This is a genomic window from Massilia rhizosphaerae, from assembly GCF_016093545.1.
Taxonomy (GTDB): domain Bacteria; phylum Pseudomonadota; class Gammaproteobacteria; order Burkholderiales; family Burkholderiaceae_D; genus Telluria; species Telluria rhizosphaerae.
In genome coordinates, this window is the sequence record NZ_JADKYX010000023.1 from 18,720 (window position 1) to 39,405 (window position 20,686).

Genomic DNA, 20,686 nt, shown 5'->3' on the forward strand with positions numbered 1-20,686 from the left:
TATCTCCTCCCGCTGAAGGTGGGTTGCGGGCGGCTTCGGTCGCCCTTTTTTTATGCGCCGGTTGGCGGATTTCATAATTGCCGCCGGCAGGCCGCGGCGCCACAATTTCCGGTTTGCGACCACAATAACACGGAGGAGCACCATGAGACAGTTACATTCCATCGGCCTGGGGGCACGGGCCGTCGCGGCGGCCTGCACGCTGGCCATCGCGATGTGCGGCAACGCGCACGGCGCGGACGACGTGCGCGCAGGATGGCCCGGACCGGGCCAGCTGTACGTGGGCACTTGCTACCAGCCCGTCGACCGCAGCCGGGAGCAAGTCGTGCGCGACATCGCGCTGATGAAGCAGTCCGGCTTCAAGGTCGTGCGCATGGGCGACCTGTCGTGGGATTATTTCGAACCGTCCGAAGGCCACTTCGAATTCGCCACGTTCGACTGGATCATGGACCAGATGCACGCGGCCGGCATCAAGGTCATCCTCGACATCCCCGGCCAGCCCGCGCCGTTGTGGCTGCACCATCGCTATCCCGGCGTCGACCTCGTCACCGAGCAGGGCACGCACCTCGACGCGGCGGAGCGCTACATGGACGACATCAGCGACCCGGACTACCAGCGCCTGCTGGCGCGCCTGGCCGACACCTTGACCCGCCGCTACGCCCACCATCCCGCGCTGCTGGCGATCGGCTACAACAACGAGTCCGGCAACGGCTTCATCTCGTATTCGGAAGCGGACCGCAAGCGCTTCATCGGCTGGCTGCAAAAGAAATACGGCACCCTCGAGGCGCTGAACAAGGCGTGGGCCACGCAGCGCTGGTCGCGCCGGATCGGCGAATGGGACGAGGTGCGGCTGCCGTACGCGGAAGGCCCCGGTCCGTACGAGCGCAAGCTCGACATGCGCCGCTACTGGTCGGACGTCACGATCGCGACCCTGGCCAAGCTCGACGCGATCCGCCGCAAGAACGTGCCGGACAAGCCGGCCCTGTCGAACCTGTGGGACAGCGCCCCGCGCAAGGGCTTCGATTACCTGTCGACCTACCGCCAGTACGCCAACTATGGCGCGATGGGCTTTTATCCTTACGACCCGGTCGGCTCCGGCTTCGAGGCGCTGATGATGAAGGCGGGCATGGCGACGCCGATCTGGTTCAACGAATTCACGGCCGGTGGTCCGGGCTATTACGGCACGCCGGGACGCTCGCGCATGTGGGCGCATTTCGGCCTGCTGCTGGGGGCCCAGGCCGTGCTGGCGTGGACGTTCAACAGCCACCTGGGCGGCGAAGAGCAAGCCTTGTTCGGATTGCTCGACCACGACAGCCGGCCGTCCTGGAAGCTGGACGAATTCGCCCGGATCGCGGCCGATTTCGCCAAGCTGCAGACCCTCGGCTTCCCGCGCATGACCCAGCCCAAGGTGGCCATCGCCTATTCGTTCGACAACATGATTGCCACGAACCCGACGGGGCCGGACGCCACCAACAGCGTCAAGCAGTACATCGTCACGCCTTACCTGAAGCAGGCCCATAACGCGTTCGAGCCGCTGTTCAAGGACAACATCGACGTGGCCGTCATCAACATCGCGCACGAGGACCTGAGCCGCTACCGCCTCGTCGTCGTCCCCGGCATGTATTTGCTGGACAAGGCGAGCACGGATGCGCTCCGCCAGTACGTCGCGAACGGCGGCACGGTCATCATGACGGCGTGGTCCGACAAGGTGAACGAGCATAACCAGTGGTACGACACGCCGCTGCCGGGCGGCCTGACGGACGTCTTCGGGCTGCGCACCAACGCGTTCTACAACGCCGGCACGTGGGTCGCGCACATCGGCGACGCGGACGTCAAGAGCACGATCGGCAACTACGAGGTGCTGGAGCCGTCGACGGCGCAGACGCTGGCGCGCTTCACGAGCATCGACGGCGCGCCGCCCGCGATCACCGTCAACCGCTACGGCAAGGGCCGCGCGATCTACGTCGCCACCCCGGCGCAGCCGCAGCTCATGCGGCCGCTGTACCGCCAGCTGTACGACAGCCTCGGCATCGAGCCCGGACCCAAAACACCCGACGGCGTGTACGCGCGCACAGTGCAGGGCCGCACCCTGTACGTCAACACGACGGGCGACGCGAAGGACGTGGCGATCGACGGCGCCATGACCGGTGTGCTGTCCGGCCAGCACTGGTCCGGCACGCTCCATCTCGCACCGCTGGGCGTGGACCTGCTCGAAAAATGACGAACCCGGTCCCATGAACCGATTTCCCCGTCGCGCGCTGGCCGCGGGCATCGTGGCGGCCTGCGTGGGCGCGCCGGCGTCCGCCGCGGCGCCCGTCGCCGTCGCGATCGACGCGGTCCACCCGGGCCCCGTCATCAGCAAATACGTCTACGGCCAGTTCGCGGAACACCTCGGCACCGGCATCTACGGCGGCCTGTGGGTCGGCCCGGGCTCCGCCATTCCGAACACGCGCGGCTGGCGCAACGACGTCGTCGGCGCGCTTAAGGCCCTGCACGTGCCGCTCGTGCGCTGGCCGGGCGGTTGCTTCGCCGACCAGTACCACTGGCGCGACGGCATCGGCCCGCGCGCCCGGCGGCCCGTGCGGATCAACACGAACTGGGGCGGTGTCGACGAAACCAACGCCGTCGGCACGGACGAATTCTTCGACCTCGTGGGGCAACTCGGCGCCGACGCCTACGTCAACGGCAACCTCGGGTCCGGCACCGCGCGCGAGATGTCGGAGTGGATGGAGTACATGACGGCGGCCGGCAACTCCAGCCTGGCACGCCTGCGCGCCCGCAACGGGCACCCGGCGCCGTACAAGGTCGCGTTCTTCGGCATCGGCAACGAGGCCTGGGGCTGCGGCGGCAATATGCGTCCGGAGCAGTACGCCGACGCCTACCGCCGCTTCGCCACCTTCGTCCATCCCGGCGCCGGCAACGACACACGCTTCATCGCCGCCGGCGGCCACGACGACGATACCAGCTGGACGGATTACCTGAGCCAGCACGTCTACGGCTGGGGCGTGCGGGCCGATGGCATCTCGTTCCACTACTATACGTCGCCCGGCCCGGACAAGAACGGCAAGTACGGCGCGACCGGCTTCGACGAAAGCCGGTGGATCCAGACCCTGAGCCAGACCCGGCGCATGGAAGACTTCATCGCCAACAACGTCGCCCGGCTGGACGCGCACGATCCGCAGAAGAAGCTGATGTTCGCGGTGGACGAGTGGGGCACCTGGTACGACGCGGAAGAAGGCAGCAAGCCGGGTTTCCTCCAGCAGCAGAACACGCTGCGCGACGCGCTGGTGGCGGCCCTGAACTTCAACATCTTCCACGCCCACGCGGACCGCGTGCGCATGACCAGCATCGCGCAGATGGTGAACGTGCTGCAGGCGATGATCCGCACGGATGGCGGCAAGATGGTGCTGACCCCGACGTATCACGTCTTCAGGATGTACGTGCCGTTCCAGGACGCCGTCTCGGTGCCGCTGAAGCTCGCGAACAATCCGCCGTACACGTTCGGCGGCGTCACGATACCGGCCGTCAGCGCGTCCGCGGCGCGGGGCAAGGACGGCAGGCTGTACCTGGCGCTCGTCAACGCGAACCCGCGCGAGACGGCCGACGTCGACGTCGGCGTAGGCGGTGCCGGGGCGAGCGCGGCATCCGGCACCGTGCTCACGGCGGCGGCGATGGATGCGCACAATACCTTCGCGGCGCCGCGCGCCGTGGCGCCGGCACCGTTCGCGGCGCGGGCCGCGCACGGCAGGCTGGTGCTGCACCTGCCGGCGAAGTCCGTCGCCGTCGTCGCGCTGCACGAATAAGCGCATCGCGCGAGCCCGAATTTCGTTTGCGGATTCGGGTTTTTCATCATTGCCGCAGACGCCCCATCCTCACAGAATGTACGCGACCGCCACGCGTTTCGACGTCGCCGGCGGCGCGGCCCCGCATCGTCGGCCGGCTACGCAGTCAAAACAAAACACATACATTCTTGGAGTACGAGCATGAAGAAAAAATCGATCGCCCTTGCGTGCGCGCTGACCGGCGTCGCCGGCCTGCTGGCGGCCTGCGGCGGCGGCACCGGCCCCTCGACGCAGTCGCCCGCCTTCGCGGCCATGATCGGCAGCGCGACCGGCACGGTCGCCAAGGTGACCCGCTGGGCCAGCGTGAAGTTCGGCGGCGGCGGCTACGTGCCCGGCCTGATCTTCCACCCGACCAACTCGGACGTGCTGTACGCGCGCACCGACATCGGCGGCGCCTACCGCTGGAACCCGGCCACGTCGAGCTGGATCGCGATCACGGACGGCTTCGGCGTCGACGAAGGCGGCTACCACGGCAGCGAAACCATGGCGATCGACCCGAACGACGACCAGCGCGTCTACATGAGCGGCGGCATGTACGTGTCGGCCGACGGCCACGGCCGGCTGTACATCTCCACCGACCGCGGCGACAACTGGACGCACGTCGACTTGCCGTTCCCGGCGGGCAGCAATAGCCAGGGCCGCGCCATCGGCGAGCGCCTGATGGTCGACCCGAACGATCCCACGATCCTGTTCTACGGCACGCGCACGGCCGGCCTGTGGAAGAGCACGGACCGCGGCCAGACCTGGAACCAGGTGACGTCGCTGGCGACGGCGACGATGAACAAGGACCAGATCGCCGCGTCCTACTGGAGCAGCCCGGTCGGCGTGGAGCAGGTGATCTTCGACACCGACACCCGCGGCACGGGAAGCGCCACGCAGACGATCTACACCGCCGTGGCGCCGGACTATGCGGGCGTGGCGGGCCTGGCCTACAGCATGTACAAGACCACCGACGGCGGCGCGTCGTGGACCGGCATCGCCGTTCCGGCCGAGGTGGCGGGCTATATCATCCCGCACATGGTGCGCGCCAAGGACGGCATGATGTACGTGGCGTTCACCAAGGGCGAGGGTCCCGGCGCCGGCGGCCCGGCCGCGCTGTACAAGTTCGACGGCACCAACTGGACGCTGCTCAAGCGCTACGACGACACCCAGTGGACCAGTTTCGGCATCGGCGGCCTGTCCGTGTCCGGCACCGGCGCCACCACGCGCATCGCGCTGGGCGTGACCAACTCGTGGGGCAACTGGTCCGGCCAGCCGGTGCTGCAACTGTCCGACGACGCCGGCGCCACCTGGCGCGAGATCGGATCGATGACGCCGCACAACCCGTCCAATACCGGCTTCGCCGGCTGGATGGACGACGTCGAGATCGACCCGAACAACCGCGACCGCATCCTGCACGTCTCCGGCGGCGGCGTGTGGGAGACGCGCGACGCGTCGGACGCTGCGCCGACGTGGAACTTCCAGATCGCGGGCATCGAGGAAGTCGCGACGGAAGCCCTGATGGCGCCGGCCCCGGGCGCCAACTACGCGCTGCTGCGCAGCGGCCTGGATGTGGGCACCAGCGTGCAGACGGAATTGCTGAAGGCGCCCACGCGCGGTCCGTTCGGGTGGTTCAACAGCACCTACAGCACGGACATGGCGTGGTCCACCCCGTCCTACATCGCCACCATCGGCTCCGCCTCGTCGTCGCATGCGACCACGTTCGGCGCCTATTCGACCGACTCCGGCCTGACCTGGAACGCGTTCGCCACGAACCATCCCGACGCCCAGGCCAATTCCGGCGGCGCGTCGAGCATCGCCGTGACCAAGCCGGGCAACGCCGTCTGGGCCCCGGCCAGTTCGGTGCCGGCCTGGACCGCCGACAACGGCGCCACCTGGACCTATACGAACCTGCCGGCGCTGGGCCAGGCCTGGGTGCCGCGCGGCTACCACGTGGTGGCCGACCGCAAGAACCCGAACAAGGTCTATGCCTACAACTCGGGCGGCGCGTGGTGGCAGCAATGGTCGGAAAAGGCGCGCTTCTTCACGTCGACCGACGGCGGCCACACGTTCACCGAGAGCGCCACGTTCCCGTCGAGCGGCACCGCGCTGAACCAGTTCTACCAGACGTCGATCGCCGTCAATCCGTACACCGAAGGCGATGTCTGGCTCGTGGACGGCTTCAACATCATGCACTCGAGCGACTCGGGCGCGACCTGGACCAGGCTGGCCGCGGCCGCGCCGATCTGGACCGGCGCCGCCAACTCGTTCGAGCCCAAGGTGTACGGGGCCACCTCGATCGCCATCGGCAAGGCGCCGGCGGGCGCCAAGTATTCGGCGTCGATCTACGTGGTGGGCGTCGTGAACGGCGTGTGGGGCGTGCACCGTTCCGACGACGGCGGCGTCACCTGGACCCGCTTCAACGACGACAAGCACCAGTACGGCGGCATCGGCACCCTCGCGGCCGACCAGAACGTGGCCGGACGCCTGTACATCAGCGGCGGCGGCCGCGGCGTCCTGTTCAGCTACTGACGCGCAATCCGATCCAAAGGAGAACCGAATATGAAACTGAAAGCAATCCTGGCCGCCCTCGCACTGGGCGCGGCCGCCAACGCCGGCGCGGCCGTCCTCACGTTCGACGGCCTGACCGACATGATGTACGGCGACGGCTTCGGCCTGGCGCCCGGCATGAGCTACGACGGCACCAACCTGACCTACGAGGAATCCGGCTTCCGGCTGACGCTGAACGCGCCCGCCGCGGCGGCGGGCGCGGCGCACGTCGGCGACGGCACGTTCGATGCGCAGACGTACAACTGGCACGACGGCATGGAGAACGGCGACGGCACGTTCGTCACGCTGACCCGCGTGGGCGGCGGCCGCTTCAACCTGCTCGGCTTCGACTACTACACGGAGGGCAGCACGCTGTCCACGGACGGCGCGGCCCAGGGCTTCCTGGCGGGCGGCGGCACCTGGAACACGGCGCTGAACGGCATCGCCGAGCTGCGCCTCACGTCGAGCGCGGCCAACGCGATCGACAACGTCGCGGTGGAAGAGGCCAGCGCCGCCGTGCCGCTGCCGGGCACCTTGCCGCTGCTGCTGGGCGGCGTGGCCGCATTCGGCCTGGCGCGCCGCCGCCGGGGCTGATCCGGGCGGTGCAAAGCAAAACGGAGGCCGCGTGCCTCCGTTTTGCTTTTGGGTGCGCCGGCATCGCTGGCCGAAAGTTTCAGCGGATATCCGCTGGCTGCCTGAAATGACTTGTCCAGTGTCGAGCAGGTTGTCCAGTTGACAGCCGCCAATGAACCCTGCGAACTGCTCGGCAACAATCGTCCCATCCGTTAGCAAACAGGAGGGAATGATGGCAAACGACGTGTATTTGCAGATCGAAGGCATCAAAGGTGAGTCGATGGATGACAAGCACCGGGAGTGGATCGAGGTGAGCAATGTTGCCTGGTCCGTCCACCAGCCCAGGGCCGCCACAGTGTCGACAGCAGGCGGGCACACGACCGGCCGGGCCGAACTGTCCAACGTCTCCTTCAGGAAGTTGGCGGACCTTTCGTCGCCGCTCCTGCAACAGCATTGCGCGATGGGTAAGACTATACCGAAAGCGAAATTCGAGTTCATGCGCGCCGATGGCGAGGGCAAACCCATCTGCTATTACACGGTGGAGCTTGAGAACGTGATGATCTCCGGCGTCAATCCGAATAGCGGCGATTCCGGACTTGTCATCGAGCAGGTTTTCTTTGCCTACTCCAAGATGAAATGGAGTTATGCCAAACAGAGCATTCGAGGCGGCATGGAAGGCAAGACGGCCGGCGGTTGGGACTGCGCAGCGAACAAGTGCGTTTGAGGTCGACATGGGACTCGCCGATACGCTTCCCAAGCGTAATGTGATTTACCAAGGTGACTTTCGGGCGCTGGCCGACAAATATGATGAGCTCAGACGAAGAAGCGCTGGAGAGTTCATCGGGCGCGACCAGGAATGCGTTGCACTGGTACAAGGGCTAACCGACGTCGGGTACACCGGGCGTTGGCAGCCTGGTCCGAGGGTTCTAGACTTGGCGTTCCTACTGCCCGGCACCGTCATCGCGAACTTCGTGTTCGAGAATGGTAAAGGGCGCTTCCCGAACAAGCACGGCTGGCATGCGGCATTGTTCGATCAATTCTGTTATGGGGCGATCATGTCGAACGGGCGACCGTGCGAGTTTTCCATTTTCGACCAGTATCACGGAAAGCCAGCAGGAAGGCGCGGACTCGCAAAATCAACTGAAAATTGGAAGCCAATGCCCTCGGATGATGCGGCGGCATTTTACGTCGTGGTGGTGCCATGAAAGCAATCTTTGCGGCACTCTTGCTGGCGAACGCCCTTGCAAGAGCTGATGATCTGAAATGCCCGGACACTTATCCTGACAGTCCGATTAGCCTGCCGGCGTCATCCGGGCAAATTGGCTCGGGTGTGGTGAGGCGTGCAATTTTTTCCAATGCTTACCTCTATGCGGGCAAGCTGCATGGAGACGCCTTTGGGTTTGACGCCATGGTAGGGACGGCAAAGACAAAGCGCGTCAAGGGTGGTTGGGACACCGAATACACCTTTACGCCATCGGAAACCAAATGGCTGGTATGTGCATACGGTGGTAACGAACTGTTCAGTGTAAAGCCACGTCGGCAAGGACCTATCGAATTGTGGGAACAGATCGCCCCCGATGTCACCCAATGTGTGCTGCAGGTCCGGGAAATAAAGCAACCATATCGCTTGCCCGGCGAGTGGAGCGCTGCGGCCATCTGTAAAAACGGCAAGTAGCGGTGCAGCTCCCAGAATGCGTGGTCGGACTGTTCGAGCCATTTTGGGGCGTTTTCATAGCGTACCCGGTTCGATGGTCACGTCGCCCGTGATGCCGGACGGCTGGCCGGGAGCCGCTTCCACGAGCACTGAGAGCGTGCGCCACGCCGGTCCGCGCGGCAAGGTCAGCGTCAGCGGACCGGGCGCGGCGTCGCGCTTCTCGCCCAGTTTCGCGCCGTCCAGCCACACCTCGGCCTTGCCGGCGATCTCGCGCATCACGAGGCGCGCGCGGCCGTCGTTGCGGTCCGCGCGCAGCCCGAACGTGACGCGGTAGGTGCGCCAGCGCAGCGCCTCGGGTGCCTGCCTGAACGGCGGTTCGCCCCAGCCCCAGCTGTTCATGTCGTTGTCGGCCAGCGCGCGGTTCGGATCGGGACGGTCCGCCTGCGCCGGTGACGTGCGCCACGGCGCCGGCCGCACCACGGGCTGCGCTTCGGCGACGGCGGGGATCGGCGCCACCGCGCGCACGTCCAGCAGCGTCTCGCCCGCGGCCAGTCCGTCCGCCCGCGCGCGCAGGATGAAGCGGCCGTGGCCGGCGCGGCGGCCCTGCACGATCACCTGCGCCAGGCCGTTGTAGAGATTGCGCTCGGACGCCTTCTCGGGTTCGTGCGAATTCGGGTCGCCGTTGCCCACGCCGATGATCGCGCCGGGGCCGTCCGCGTCGAACCGGACGTGCCGGCCGGCGTCGGGCACCGGCCGGCCCTGCGCGTCGACGACGCTCACCGTGACCGGCACCGCGTCGGCGCCGTCGCCGGCGAGCCAGGCGCGGTCGGGCGTCAGCACGAGGCGCGCGGGCGCGCCGGTCGTCTCGACGGCGTCGCGGCCGACTTCCGTGCCGTGCGCGAGCGCCACCGCTTCCAGCCTGCCCGGCGCGTAGGGCACCTGGAACGTGGCCATCTCGTACGGGTCCACGTCCTGTTCGCCGACGGCCACACCGTTCAGTAGCAGGCGCACGCGCGGCGCGTTGGTGGCCACGCGCACCTTGATCGGCCGGCCTTCCTGGCCGGGCCAGTTCCAGTGCGGCATGACCTTGACGATGACGCGGTCCTTGATCCACAGCGCCTGCCGGAACCAGTAGGCGTTCTTCGGGAAGCCGCACAGGTCCATGATGCCGAAGAACGAACTGACGCTGGGCCATTCGTGCGGGGTCGGCTCGCCGCGGTAGTCGAGGCCCGTCCACGCGAAGCTGCCGGCCATGAACGGCCGCCGTTCGATCTCCTTCCAGCTTGCGCGCTGGGTCTTGCCCCACTGGGCCGCGTCGTCGTCGTAGCTGGCGACCAGGTGCTTGTCCCAGTCGGTCTTGTACTCGCCGCGCGACATGAACGCGGACGTGTCCTCGGAGCTGAACACCGGCTTGTGCGGGTAGACCTTGTGGAAGTGGTCGTATTCCCACACCTGGTAGTTGATGCCGGCCACGTCCAGCGCCCGCACCGCGCTTTTTTCCGCGAACAGGCCGCCGTGCATCGCGGCCGTGACGGGACGCGACGTGTCCAGCGCCTTGACCGCCGCCACCATGCGGCGCGCCATCTCGTAGCCGATCTCCGTGCCCTGCAGCGGTTCCTCGTTGAAGATCGACCACAGCACGACGCTGGGCCGGTTGCGGTCGCGCCGCACGAGCCACGTCAGTTGCCGCATGTAGTCGGGCGAGGTGTTGAAATTGCGGTTCTCGTCCATCACCAGGATGCCGAGGCGGTCGGTCAGGTCGAGCACCTCGGCCGCCGGCGCGTTGTGGGCGAAGCGGATCGCGTTCACGCCCATCGATTTCAGCCGGCGCAGGCGGAATTCCCAGATCGCGTCCGGTACCGCGACGCCGACGCCCGCGTGATCCTGGTGGATGGCCACGCCCTGCAGCTTGGTGGGCCGGCCGTTCAGGAAGAAGCCGCGGTCGGCGTCGAAGCGGATGGTGCGAAAGCCCGTATGGATCTCGGCGCGGTCGAGTTCTCCGCCGGCGTCGCGCAGCACGGCGCGCACGCGGTACAAGGCGGGCTTGTCCAAGGTCCACAGTTGCGGATTGCGCACGGCCAGCGCCACTCGCGCGCTCGCCTTGCCCAGCGCGCCCACCCGGACGGGCGCGCCGCCCCGCGCGACTTCCTTGCCGTCCGGGGCCAGCACGCTGACGTCGAGCCGCGCGGCGTGGCCGGCCGGCGCGCTGCTTTCCACGTCCACCGTCACGGGCACGGTCCAGCGGCCGTCCTGTCGCACGGGGTCGGCGTGGATGCCGTCGGTGGCGATGTGCACGGCGTCGCGCTTGACGAGCCAGGTGTGGCGGTAGATGCCGGCGCCTTCGTACCACCAGCCCTCCATCACCTCGGCGTCCACGCGCACGGCGATGGTGTTCGGCGTCGCGCCGTAGTGGACGTAGGGCGTGATGTCGATGTGGGTGCTGTTGTAGCCGGACCAGTTGCGGTTCACGAGGACGCCGTTCACCCACACCGTGCTGTGCGTGGCGATGCCGTCGAACTGCAGCTCGAGGTGGCGCCCGCGGTCGGACGCCGGCAACGTGAAATAGCGCCGGTACCAGCCGATGCCGCGCGGCCGGTAGCCTTGCGACCTGTTCTGCGCGGCGTCGAACGGACCTTCGACGGCCCAGTCGTGCGGCAGGTCCACGTGGCGCCAGCCGGAGTCGTCGTAGTCGGCGTTGGCCGGTCCCTGCGCCTCGCCGGCCTTGGTGTTCATGTAGCTGGCGCCCTGGCCCTTGATGGTCGGGAGGGGCACGTCGCCCTGCAGGAAAAGCCAGCCGGCGTCCAGCGACAGGCGCTCGCGCGGCGCCGCGTGCGCGAATTGCATCGTGGCCAGCAGCACGGCGCACGCGGCGAGCAGGCAGTGGAGGGCGGCCCGCAGCCAAGGGCCGCGGTTGTCGTAACGTGGAATCATGGCGGAAGAAACAGGTCGATCAGTTGGCATCGGCGGGAATCACGGACAACTCGGCCGCGCTCGCGCTGCCGCTGCGCCAGACGTCGTCCAGCACGGTGAAGCGGAAGAAGCGCGCGGCCACCGGCGCGAAGCGGGCCGTCTGCAGGTCGGGGTTGTTGTGGATGTTGGCGAACGTGCCTTTGTCGATGGCGGTCTGCCAGTGCGTGCCGTCCGTGCTCGTCTCGAAGCGGTAGTTCACGGCCGTCCCGGCCACTTGCCCGTCCTGCCGGGGCAGGTAGACGAGGCCGGCGATGCGGTGCGCCTGTCCCATGTCGATGGCGATGGCGCGGCCGCCGCCCCACGGCGTCTGCCAGAAGGTCGCCGGATCGCCGTCGACGGCGAGCGCCGCCCCGTGACGGCTGGCCCGGTCTTCGCCGTCCACGGCCGCGACCCGCCAGCCGCGCGGCGACAGCCCGGCGAATTCGCGCGAACCGACGATGCCCAGCCGTCCGCCCGGCAGCAGCCGTGCGGCCTTCACGATGCCGTTGCCGGGCAGCGCGATGGGCGCGCGGTACACGGGCGACGCCGCGGTGGGCGCGGTTCCGTCGAGCGTGTAGACGATCGTGCCGCCGGCCGGATGGCTCAGGCGCACCGCGCCGTCGGCGTCGCGGGCGGCGATGGCGGGCGGCAGCAGGTCGACGGCCTGCTTGTACAGGCCGACCTCGGCCAGCGTGGGTGCCAGGCGCGCGCCGGTGATGCGCACGCGTACGCGGTCCGTCGTCACGGGCGCCGCGAGGCGGATCAGGCGGCGGTGGCCCACCGTGGTCGTCTCGTCGTCCGGATGGCGCGCGGGCGCCGTCCACGCGGCGCCGTTCCACGTCTCGATCGCGAACGATTCGATGCGCTGGCCGCGCTGGTCCACCGCTTCCTGCAGCGACACGACGTCGAACGTCGTCCGGCGCGGCAGCGTGAGGGTCACCGTGCCGCCGGTGCGGCCGGGCGCGGCTTCCCACCACGTGTCGAGGTTGCCGTCCAGGATGGCCGACGGCCCGTGCCGTGGCGCCGACTGGTCCGCCGTCACGCGCGCGCCGCGCGCCAGGTTCACGGCGAAGGTGTCGCGCACGATGTCGCCCAGTTGACCGAGCGCCGCCACCTGGTCGTCCGGCACGAGGCCGCGATTGTCCGGAGACAGGTTCAGGATCAGGTTCGCGTTGCGGCCGATCGACGAATAAAAGATGTCGACCAGTTGCGTGACGGGGCGCGGGCGCTTGTCGCGCGCCCAGAACCATTGGCCGTTCGCGAGCATCGTGACGTTGGTCTCGGCCGGATACCACCACAGGTGCGAACCCGGCACGAGCCGCGCGCGGCTGCCCAGGTCGGCCCCCTGCATGTCGGGCCAGCGGAATTGGCCGGGCGCGGTGGGCAGCGGGATCACGCTCCACTCGGTCGTGCGTCCGTAGCCGCTTTCCGTGCCGACCCAGCGCGCGTCCGGACCCTTGCCCATGATGACGGCCTTCGGCTGGAGCTTGCGGATCAAGTCGTACCAGGCCGCGTAGTCGTAGGTTTCGGACACGCTGGGGTCCGGGTTGGCGCCGTCGAACCAGACCTCGTCGACCTCGCCGTACTGGGTCAGCAGTTCGTACAACTGGTTCAGGAAGTAGCGGTTGTAGTCGTCGACGTCGTAGGTGTAGGCCTTGAAGCCGGGCGTGGGCGCGCGGCCTTGCGCGGGGTCGCTCTGGAAGTGCGCCGGATCGGTCGGGATGGTCGACGTGCGCTTCGGACTGCCGTTGCCGTAATAGCCGGCCGGGTTGGCGGGGTTGGTCCTGAGCTGGTACAGGTCGGCCGGCGACAGGTAGATGCCGAGCTTGACGCCGGCCGCGCGGGCCGCGTCGGACACTTCGCGAACGAGGTCGCCCTTGCCGCCGCGCCAGGGACTGGCGGCGGCCGAATGCGCCGTGTAGCGCGTCGGCCACATCGCGAAGCCGTCGTGGTGTTTCGCCACCAGCACGAGCATCTTGCCGTCGAGCCGCTTGACCGCGCGCAGCCATTGATCGGCGTCGAGTTGCGTCGGGTTGAAGATGGCGGGGTCTTCCTTCCCGGTTCCCCATTCGACCTCGTTGAACGTGTTGACGCCGAAGTGCAGGAAGAACGTGCGCTCCAGCCGCATCCACGCGGACTGGTTGGCGCGCGGCAGGACCTTGGCCGCCTTTTCCGCGACGGTTGCCGGTGAATCGCCGGCGGCGATGACCTGTTCGGTCGCGTAGGGGATGGTGGCGGCGAGTCCGGTGGCGGACAGGGAGGCCAGCGCGAGCGCGAGGCAGGCGCGGGCCGTCCGGCGTTCCGATGGTGGGGCAGCGCGTCGTGATGACATGGGGTCGCGGAAAAAAAGGGGGGCTCCCATTCTGTCCCCGGCGGCATGGCCGGGCAATCACGAAATCCATCAATCCGCCCACGAAATCCGGGACGGCCGCCGTCCTTACACGACGAGGATGCCCTGCAGCGACGAGATGCGCTGCGGCGCCGACCACGTGCCGACCAGCCGCCGGCCGGCGTCGAATTCGAGCAGCTGGCGTCCCTTGTGGCCGTTGTCCGGGCCGTGGCCCTGCCAGTTCGCGACCAGCAGGTGGCCGTTGGCCAGCCGGTCGAAGCTCGCGTAGAAGAACGGATCCACCTCCGCGGGCAGCTCGGCCGCGTCGCCGAAGCGGTGCAACACGTTGCCCGCCCGGTCGCACGCCACCATGAAGGCGCCGTAGCCGGCCGACACGAGGGTCGATCCGTCCGCGAGCCGCTCGGCCTTCCACGCGTGCTCGAAGCCCGGCGCGGCAAAGCGGCGCAGTTCCGTCAGGTCGGGCGCCGTCTCGAGGATGTGGTCGTTGGTGCACAGCAGGTAGGTATCGTCCGACGTCGGCCGCATCAGGCGCACGTAATCGCCGGCGCGGCGAGCGCCGGCCGCGGGGTGGCCGTCGCGGTCCAGGGTCAGCACGTTGACCCCGCCCATGCCGTCCAGGTTCCAGCCCGTCACGAGCGTGCGGCCGTCGGCCAGGCGGCGCACGGCCGTGACGTCGGTCCAGCGCGCGCAGGCCGTCAGCACGCGGCCCGATGCGATGTCCAGCTCGAAGAAGCCGCGGTCGTAGCCGACCAGGACGCGCTCTTCGTCGAGCCGCTGCAGGTCGCGCGCGAGCGGGTAGGGGGACAGGTCCAGCGTCCAGTGGAAGGTGTCGGTGGCCGTGTCGACCAGGGACAGTCGTTGGCGGCCCTCGTCGATGGCAAGCAGGCGGCAGGAAATTGGATTGAGCATGTGGTGGATAGTGGATGATGAGTGAAACGGTGATTATCGGAGCGGCGCCGCGGCCATCGCGGGCAGCGCGTACTCGAGGACCGGCGTGCCGTCGACGGTGCGCCGGCGGGCCGCGACGCGCAGGGCGCGCCCGCCGGCCGTGACCTGCAGCCGATCGGGCCAGCCGGCGGCGGGCACCTGCAGCCGAACCGGCCGGCTCGCGCTGAACAGCCAGCGGCCGTCCTGGTGCCACAGCGCGGCGGCCACGTCGTCCGCGTCCGCGGCCAGCGCAAAACCCGAGGATGCAATCTCACGGCCATGGCCCAGGAACAGGTAGAGCAGGGCGCCGTCGCGTTCCGCCGCGATGCCGTAGCGGCCGCGCAGGCGCTGGCCGTCGCGTGCGAACACGGCGTCGTCGGCATCGCCGGACATGATGGTCTGGCGGCCGCCGTCCTTCGTGCGCACGCGCAGGGCGAGCGCGCGGCCGTCGCCGACCTGCTCGACGCCCAGCACCCGGGCCGGCCCGCCGTCGCCCGGCTCGAACACCGCGGTGAACGGCCGCGCCCACGCTTCGCCGTGCTGGCGGATGACGAGGGTCGGCAGCGGCGAGCGTTCGACGTCGCGCGGCAGCATGCCGGCCGACCAGGCGGTCGACGGCGGCGCCAGCACGGAAAAGAATTCGCGCCCCGCGCCGCCCTGTAGCCACGCGGTCATCGTGCGCTTTCGGCCGGACAACTGCAGGTCGAAGCGGGCACGCAGCGGCGCGCGGCTGGTGAGACACGCGCGGTCGTGCCAGTAGTCGTAGCCGATCAGGTCCCCGTCGGCGAAGCTGAGGCGTTCCGACGGCGTCGTCGCCAGCGCCTGGCCGGCGGCGTCCAGGAAGCGCAGCGACTGTCCCAGGTTGTGGTAGATGTAGTCGTGGTAGCGGTCCTTGCCGTCGCGCCGGCGCGAGCGGAAGATGTCGATGAAGTAGCCCCCGGCGCTGCCCGCATCGCCCGTGCGGACGATGCCCAGAACGCGCTGCTGGTCGGCGTCCGTCTCCGGTTCGCGGAAGGCGGCGGCGCCGAACGTCGCCCACGGGAAGGCGCCGGCGGCGGGACTGCCGGGCGCCGGATACGCGGCCAGCAGGGTGAACGGATGATTGCTCTTCATCGCCGGATAGGCCGACACGCCGTCCACTACCACCGTGTTATGTGCGGGGAACTGCGAGTAGTACTCGAGGTGGTCGTTCTGCAGGTAGCCCGAGCCGCGGCCGGATTCCGGCGCGAGGCTGAGACCCTTCGCATACAGCTCCATCGCGATGCCGTTCGCGTGCGCGTGGTTGCCGCTGGAGCCGGCGATGGAAATCGCCAGCGCGTCCGTGTCCGCGCTCGGACCCGCATAGTTGCTGCGCTGGACCAGCCAGCTCGCGTTCGGCGCGTAGAACGTCGGCGTCTGGAAGTCGGCGATGACGGCGGCGGCCGGCGCGGATGCTGCCGCCGGCGCCTGCGATGCCTGGAGCAGCGCGTGCACGGGATCGCGGTCGCCCGTTTCGCCCGTTTCGCCCGTGCCGCGCAGGGCCGCCAGCAGGGCGCTGTAGTCCGCCGCGTCGGCCGCCTGGCCGTGGCGCCGCGCGTGGGCTAGCAGGCGCGCGATCATGCCGGTGCGCGGCGTTTCGTAGCGCGTGTCGCCGAAGCCGACCGTGCGGCCGTTCGGCAGCAGGTATTGGGGCAGGGCGCGCGCCGCGCGCGGCAACGCCGGCAGGTCGGGCAGCACGTCGATGCCGAACACCTCGTCGAGCAGCTCCACGCATTCCATGAAGTCGTTCGCCACGTTGATCGAATAGCCGGGCGACTCGTTCCAGACGCCGGTGGCCGGATCGTAGCCGTGGTCGAGCAACCGGCGCAGCGGCCACTGGCGCGCGGCGCCGTCGCCGGTCACCTTGCGCACATAGAAGCCGCTGCCGTGTCCATCGTCGTAGCTGGCGTCCGGCCCGAGGACGGCGGCGATGTGCAGCACGAAGCGGGCCTGGATCAGGTCCCAGTTGTTCCACGGGACGCCGTTCTTGACGATCAGGTCGGCCCACCGCCGCAGGGCGCGGTCGAACAGCGGCCGCTGTCCGCCCGCGTGCGCGGCGACGTAGCCGAACATGAAGTCGTAGGTTTCCGTCAGCGGAACGACGATGTCTTCGTGGATCACCTCGAACGATTGCAGGCCCACGAGCGTCTGGTCGTGGCCATGGTTCAGGTCCACGGGTTCCTCGCGGTACGCGATGCCCGCCAGGTAGGTCGAGAAGATGTCGTAGGCGAAGCGGGCGTAGTCCTCGTCGCCCGTGGCCCAGTACAGGAAAGCGGCGTCGCGCGCGAGGCCCGCGATGCGCAGGTTGATCGCCTCGACGATGCGGCCGCTCTTGGCCTGGCTCACCCATTCCCACGGGTGGCCGGGCGCGTCGCGGTTCTGCAGCCACAGGAGGTCGCGCTCCCCCATGTACGGCTTGACGTCTTCCAGCTTCGGCGTGAAGTACGAGGACGACGCATCGCGCGTGCCGGTGAAGCGCACGGTCGGCACGGGCGCGCGGCCCTCGGCATGGTCGTACACGCCGTTCTTCACGAAGACTTGCGTGCTGTGCGCCTGCCAGTACATCTGCAGGCGCGAAACGATCCACGCGGGATCTGTCCGGTGCCGTTCGACGTACGGCCGCACGCGCGCGACGATCGCGGCGTAGCGGCGGGCCGCGTCCGGATCGCGCGCGACCAGCGCCTGCAGGGCGGTGCGGCCGACGGCCGCATCGACGAGCAGGCGCGGATGGCCGGCGCGCCCCTGGGGTGCGGGCGCGGCCGCGCACGTCCCGACGAGCAAGCACGCCACGAAGGCGCAGAGTCGGAACGGCGCCATCAGAAGTCGTAGCGCGCGGTGAGCCAGTACGAGCGCGGCGAGTTCAGTGAGACCCAGCCGCCGGCGTTCGGCAACTGCTGGTAGATGTCGTTCTTGGTCACGCCGGTCGTCGTCGGCAGCATCGTGTCGAAGCCGCTGATGTACTTGTTGTTCAAGGCATTGCGCACGTCGAGCGAGATGCGCAGGTTCTTGAGGCCCGCATACAGCAGCGACAGGTCGACGTTGCGCTGTTCCGGCAGATAGATGTTGTTGACCGGGTTGTTGTCCAGCTTGCGCCGCGACATGTAGCGGTGGCGCACGTTGAACTGGAAGTCGCCCAGCTGGTACGAGAACGTATTCGACAACACCCATTTCGGCGTGCGCGACATGATGCCGGACACCGTCGTCAGCACGTCGTCGGCCGCCCCCGGGCCGCCGGCCGAGAAGCTGCCGACGGCCAGCGCGCGCGCCTGCGAGAACAGGCCGGAACCCGTCCAGCTGAACTTCGGTGTCACGTGCCATTTCAGCCAGCCTTCGGCGCCCTTGGTCAGATAGTGATCGAGATATTCGACGACGTAGGTGGAACCGTTCTCGTCCAGCGGCGTCTGCTGCTGCCACAACAGCAGCTCGGTGCGGAACAGGGTGAGCTGGCCGCTGATCGATCCGCGTCCGAACACCCAGGCCAGTTCGTCCTGCTTCAGGTCGGCCTGCGGATACAACGGCTTGTTGTCGGCGTTGAACTGGTTCGCGTAGCGGGACACGATGCCGATGATGTTGTTGCCGGCCATGCTGTGGCGGTAGTAGATCTTGTCGAACGGGGTCACGTTGTAGCCGACCGATGCGCTCCAGTTCTTCAGGAACACGCGCTTGGTCGCATCGATCGGCGCGCCGCGCACGTAGTTCTGATTGTCGTACCAGGTGAGCGGATTGCCGTCGATACCGCCATAGCCCAGCGACTTCGCGTCCAGCGACTGCGGCGCCGTCAGGTACGGGACCGTGTGGGTCCTGGCCAAGGTCAGCGTGCCCTTGTAGCTGCCGTTCAGGTCCCATTTGCCGGGCGACCAGGAGGCGCCCAGCAGCGGCGAGATGTCGCGCTCGCGGTCGCGGTAGCTGTAGGGATTGAGGCCGTCGACGTAGCCGCCGCCCACGCGTCCCCAGCCGCCCGGATCCGTCAGCTGGTAGGTCCCCTTGGCCGTGACGTAGCGCACCCCGAGGTTGGCCACCTGGCCGTCGCCGAAGGCCGACAGGCCGCGGCCGTTGAACCAGGTGTCGAGGCCCTGGTCGGCCTGGACGGCGAACAGGCCCGCCTGCACGCGGTAGTTGTCGCCCGCATAGGTGGCCATGAAGTCGAGCATGACGTCGCGCGACGTGCGCGTGCCCAGGTTGGCGTTCGTCGTGTAGACGACGTCCTGGGCGGTGGCGCTGGTGTCCGGCGGCACCATGATGCCGTTCACGAGGCCGCCGCCGAGGTCGAAGTTCGCGTTCGGCAGGTTCGTGGAGAGCACGCATTGCGCCGGGCTCGCGATCGAGCCGGCGGGGCAGGCGGCGCCCGTGCGGTAGTTGGTGCCGCTCGAGACGCCGACGTTGTTGGCGACGCGGGCGCGCAGCGCGCCGGTGTTCAGGTCGTAGATTTCGTAGACGCCGGGTACGCGGTTCAGGTTGGCCGCCAGGCTCGTGCCCTTGGCCTGGGCCTGGTTCACGACGAAGGCGTTCTGGAACGTGCTCGCGCTCCACAGCGAGCTGGGGCCGGCGTTGTAGAACGCCTGCTGCAGGTAGGCCTGGCTATTCTGCACCTTGACGGCCGAGTTGAAGCTCCAGCGCCCGCCCGTGTCGTGCTCCCATTTCAGCCACAGGGCGTCCTGCTTGTAGTTGGCGCCTTTTTCCGGGTCGTGGTAGCGCGTGGAGCCCGGCCCGTCGACGACGTCGGTCGGCACCGTGTGCTGGCCGCCGCGGAAGAACATGTTCGGCGAGCTACCGAATCCGGGCGCCATCACCGGATTCTGGACGCCGTGGACGGGCAGCGTGAACTGGCCGTTCCAGGAGTTGGTGTCGTCCAGGTGCTTGGCCGTGAGGCTGACGGTGCCGCCGCCGCCGGATTGGGTGTTGTAGGTCTTTTCCACGCGCAGCTTGAGCTGGCCGCCCAGGTTGAGCGGATGGCCGGGATCGACCTTGCCCGTCGACGTGCGGTAGAAGCCGACCGCTTGCGCGCGCAGGTCGCCGGCCTGGTTCTTCCAGCCGTACATCGCGTCGACCTGTTTCCACGACAGGTGCGGGTTCTCCCCCTCGAAGCCGAGGCGCGTCTGCACCGCCGCGCCCGGACGGATGGCCCCCGGCATGAAGTTGAAGACGCCGCCGGCGGACGACGCGACCGACGTGCCGGTGGAACCGCCGCGGATCGATTCCACGCGCGAGACGCTCATGTCGGCGCGGAAGAAGTCGCTGTCCTGGAAGTTGTTGTACTTGACGGCGACGACGGGCAGGCCGTCCTCGAGGATCGACGTCCAGAAGTTGCCGGTGGTCGGGCTGCCCGTGCCCACGCTCATGCCGCGCGTGAACGATTCGTTGCGCGCGACGCCCTCGTTGCTCTCGACGACGACGCCGGGCATGTCGCGCAGGTAGTCGTCCGCGCTCATGGGCGTGAACTTGCCCAGGTCCTTGGCGTCGAGGACGGAATACGACACGTTGGCGCGCTTCGCTTCCGTTGCGCCGACCGTGCCCGTGACGATGACGGTCTGGGTCGGGCTGGCGTCGGCCTGCGCGTCCTGGGCCAGCGCCAGGCTGGCGTGGAGCAGTCCGGCGGCGGCCAGCGCGGCGGCGGCGGCGGTCGGCCTGGGCGTGGCAAGGCGCCAGGCATGCTTGGATGTCTTCCTCATGTTTTCCTCTTTTTATGGGTTGGTTACCGTCATGATATCGATAACTTTTTGGGATTCTATGTCAAGTTTGCGTTGTCAACAATAGAATTTGGTATCGATAACTTACATGTTGTTTTCTGGCCGCGCCATGCGGACGGGCAGCCAGGACGGAAAACGAGAGGGCGATGAAAAAGGGCCG

12 protein-coding genes are annotated in these 20,686 nt (G+C 68.3%); 7 read left to right on the forward strand and 5 right to left on the reverse strand.

The window, feature by feature from the left end:
- Positions 1–142: 142 nt before the first annotated feature.
- From ISF28_RS25775 to ISF28_RS25805, 7 genes are all read left to right on the forward strand, one after another.
- Positions 143–2,218 carry a beta-galactosidase gene (locus tag ISF28_RS25775; RefSeq protein ID WP_198120038.1) on the forward strand — a complete coding sequence of 692 codons (2,076 nt, stop codon included), beginning with the start codon at positions 143–145 and terminating at the stop codon, positions 2,216–2,218.
- A 13-nt stretch (positions 2,219–2,231) separates the two neighbouring features.
- On the forward strand, positions 2,232–3,800 hold the full coding sequence (locus tag ISF28_RS25780) for an alpha-N-arabinofuranosidase (protein WP_198120039.1): 1,569 nt from the start codon (positions 2,232–2,234) through the stop codon (positions 3,798–3,800).
- Positions 3,801–3,980: 180 nt separating this feature from the next.
- A complete protein-coding gene (locus ISF28_RS25785) occupies positions 3,981–6,350 on the forward strand; it encodes a sialidase family protein (protein ID WP_198120040.1) in 2,370 nt (789 codons plus the stop codon).
- Between the two features lie 30 nt (positions 6,351–6,380).
- On the forward strand, positions 6,381–6,962 hold the full coding sequence (locus ISF28_RS25790) for a PEP-CTERM sorting domain-containing protein (RefSeq protein ID WP_198120041.1): 582 nt from the start codon (positions 6,381–6,383) through the stop codon (positions 6,960–6,962).
- A gap of 211 nt (positions 6,963–7,173) precedes the next feature.
- Positions 7,174–7,665, forward strand: coding sequence for an Hcp family type VI secretion system effector (locus ISF28_RS25795; RefSeq protein WP_198120042.1), 492 nt, complete (start codon positions 7,174–7,176; stop codon positions 7,663–7,665).
- Positions 7,666–7,672: 7 nt separating this feature from the next.
- Positions 7,673–8,146 (forward strand): BPSL0067 family protein, encoded by a 474-nt coding sequence (locus ISF28_RS25800; protein ID WP_198120043.1) that lies wholly within the window; start codon positions 7,673–7,675, stop codon positions 8,144–8,146.
- A complete protein-coding gene (locus ISF28_RS25805; protein WP_198120044.1) occupies positions 8,143–8,616 on the forward strand; it encodes an STY0301 family protein in 474 nt (157 codons plus the stop codon). The genes ISF28_RS25800 and ISF28_RS25805 overlap by 4 nt, the downstream gene beginning before the upstream one ends.
- A 54-nt stretch (positions 8,617–8,670) precedes the next feature.
- Here ISF28_RS25805 and galA read toward each other — a convergent pair whose 3' ends face one another.
- The 5 genes from galA to ISF28_RS25830 form a co-directional block, all read right to left on the reverse strand.
- The gene (gene galA / locus ISF28_RS25810; protein WP_198120045.1) at positions 8,671–11,526 is read right to left on the reverse strand and encodes a beta-galactosidase GalA; all 2,856 of its coding nucleotides are present in this window, start codon (positions 11,524–11,526) and stop codon (positions 8,671–8,673) included.
- 19 nt (positions 11,527–11,545) lie between these two features.
- Positions 11,546–13,876, reverse strand: a complete 2,331-nt coding sequence (locus tag ISF28_RS25815; RefSeq protein ID WP_198120046.1) for an alpha-L-fucosidase — start codon at positions 13,874–13,876, stop codon at positions 11,546–11,548.
- Positions 13,877–13,981: 105 nt separating this feature from the next.
- Positions 13,982–14,803 carry a hypothetical protein gene (locus ISF28_RS25820; RefSeq protein ID WP_198120047.1) on the reverse strand — a complete coding sequence of 274 codons (822 nt, stop codon included), beginning with the start codon at positions 14,801–14,803 and terminating at the stop codon, positions 13,982–13,984.
- A 33-nt stretch (positions 14,804–14,836) separates the two neighbouring features.
- Complete coding sequence (locus ISF28_RS25825) at positions 14,837–17,656, reverse strand: heparinase II/III domain-containing protein (RefSeq protein WP_198120048.1); 2,820 nt, start codon at positions 17,654–17,656, stop codon at positions 14,837–14,839.
- Positions 17,656–20,508, reverse strand: a complete 2,853-nt coding sequence (locus tag ISF28_RS25830; protein WP_198120049.1) for a TonB-dependent receptor plug domain-containing protein — start codon at positions 20,506–20,508, stop codon at positions 17,656–17,658. The genes ISF28_RS25825 and ISF28_RS25830 overlap by 1 nt, the downstream gene beginning before the upstream one ends.
- Positions 20,509–20,686: the final 178 nt, after the last annotated feature.

Bases quoted from the DNA above. Each gene is read 5' to 3' on its own strand.
- ISF28_RS25775 (WP_198120038.1), top strand. From the start codon at position 143: ATGAGACAGTTACATTCCATCGGCCTGGGGGCACGGGCCGTCGCGGCG.
- ISF28_RS25780 (WP_198120039.1), top strand. From the start codon at position 2,232: ATGAACCGATTTCCCCGTCGCGCGCTGGCCGCGGGCATCGTGGCGGCC.
- ISF28_RS25785 (WP_198120040.1), top strand. From the start codon at position 3,981: ATGAAGAAAAAATCGATCGCCCTTGCGTGCGCGCTGACCGGCGTCGCC.
- ISF28_RS25790 (WP_198120041.1), top strand. From the start codon at position 6,381: ATGAAACTGAAAGCAATCCTGGCCGCCCTCGCACTGGGCGCGGCCGCC.
- ISF28_RS25795 (WP_198120042.1), top strand. From the start codon at position 7,174: ATGGCAAACGACGTGTATTTGCAGATCGAAGGCATCAAAGGTGAGTCG.
- ISF28_RS25800 (WP_198120043.1), top strand. From the start codon at position 7,673: ATGGGACTCGCCGATACGCTTCCCAAGCGTAATGTGATTTACCAAGGT.
- ISF28_RS25805 (WP_198120044.1), top strand. From the start codon at position 8,143: ATGAAAGCAATCTTTGCGGCACTCTTGCTGGCGAACGCCCTTGCAAGA.
- galA (WP_198120045.1), bottom strand. From the start codon at position 11,526: ATGATTCCACGTTACGACAACCGCGGCCCTTGGCTGCGGGCCGCCCTC.
- ISF28_RS25815 (WP_198120046.1), bottom strand. From the start codon at position 13,876: ATGTCATCACGACGCGCTGCCCCACCATCGGAACGCCGGACGGCCCGC.
- ISF28_RS25820 (WP_198120047.1), bottom strand. From the start codon at position 14,803: ATGCTCAATCCAATTTCCTGCCGCCTGCTTGCCATCGACGAGGGCCGC.
- ISF28_RS25825 (WP_198120048.1), bottom strand. From the start codon at position 17,656: ATGGCGCCGTTCCGACTCTGCGCCTTCGTGGCGTGCTTGCTCGTCGGG.
- ISF28_RS25830 (WP_198120049.1), bottom strand. From the start codon at position 20,508: ATGAGGAAGACATCCAAGCATGCCTGGCGCCTTGCCACGCCCAGGCCG.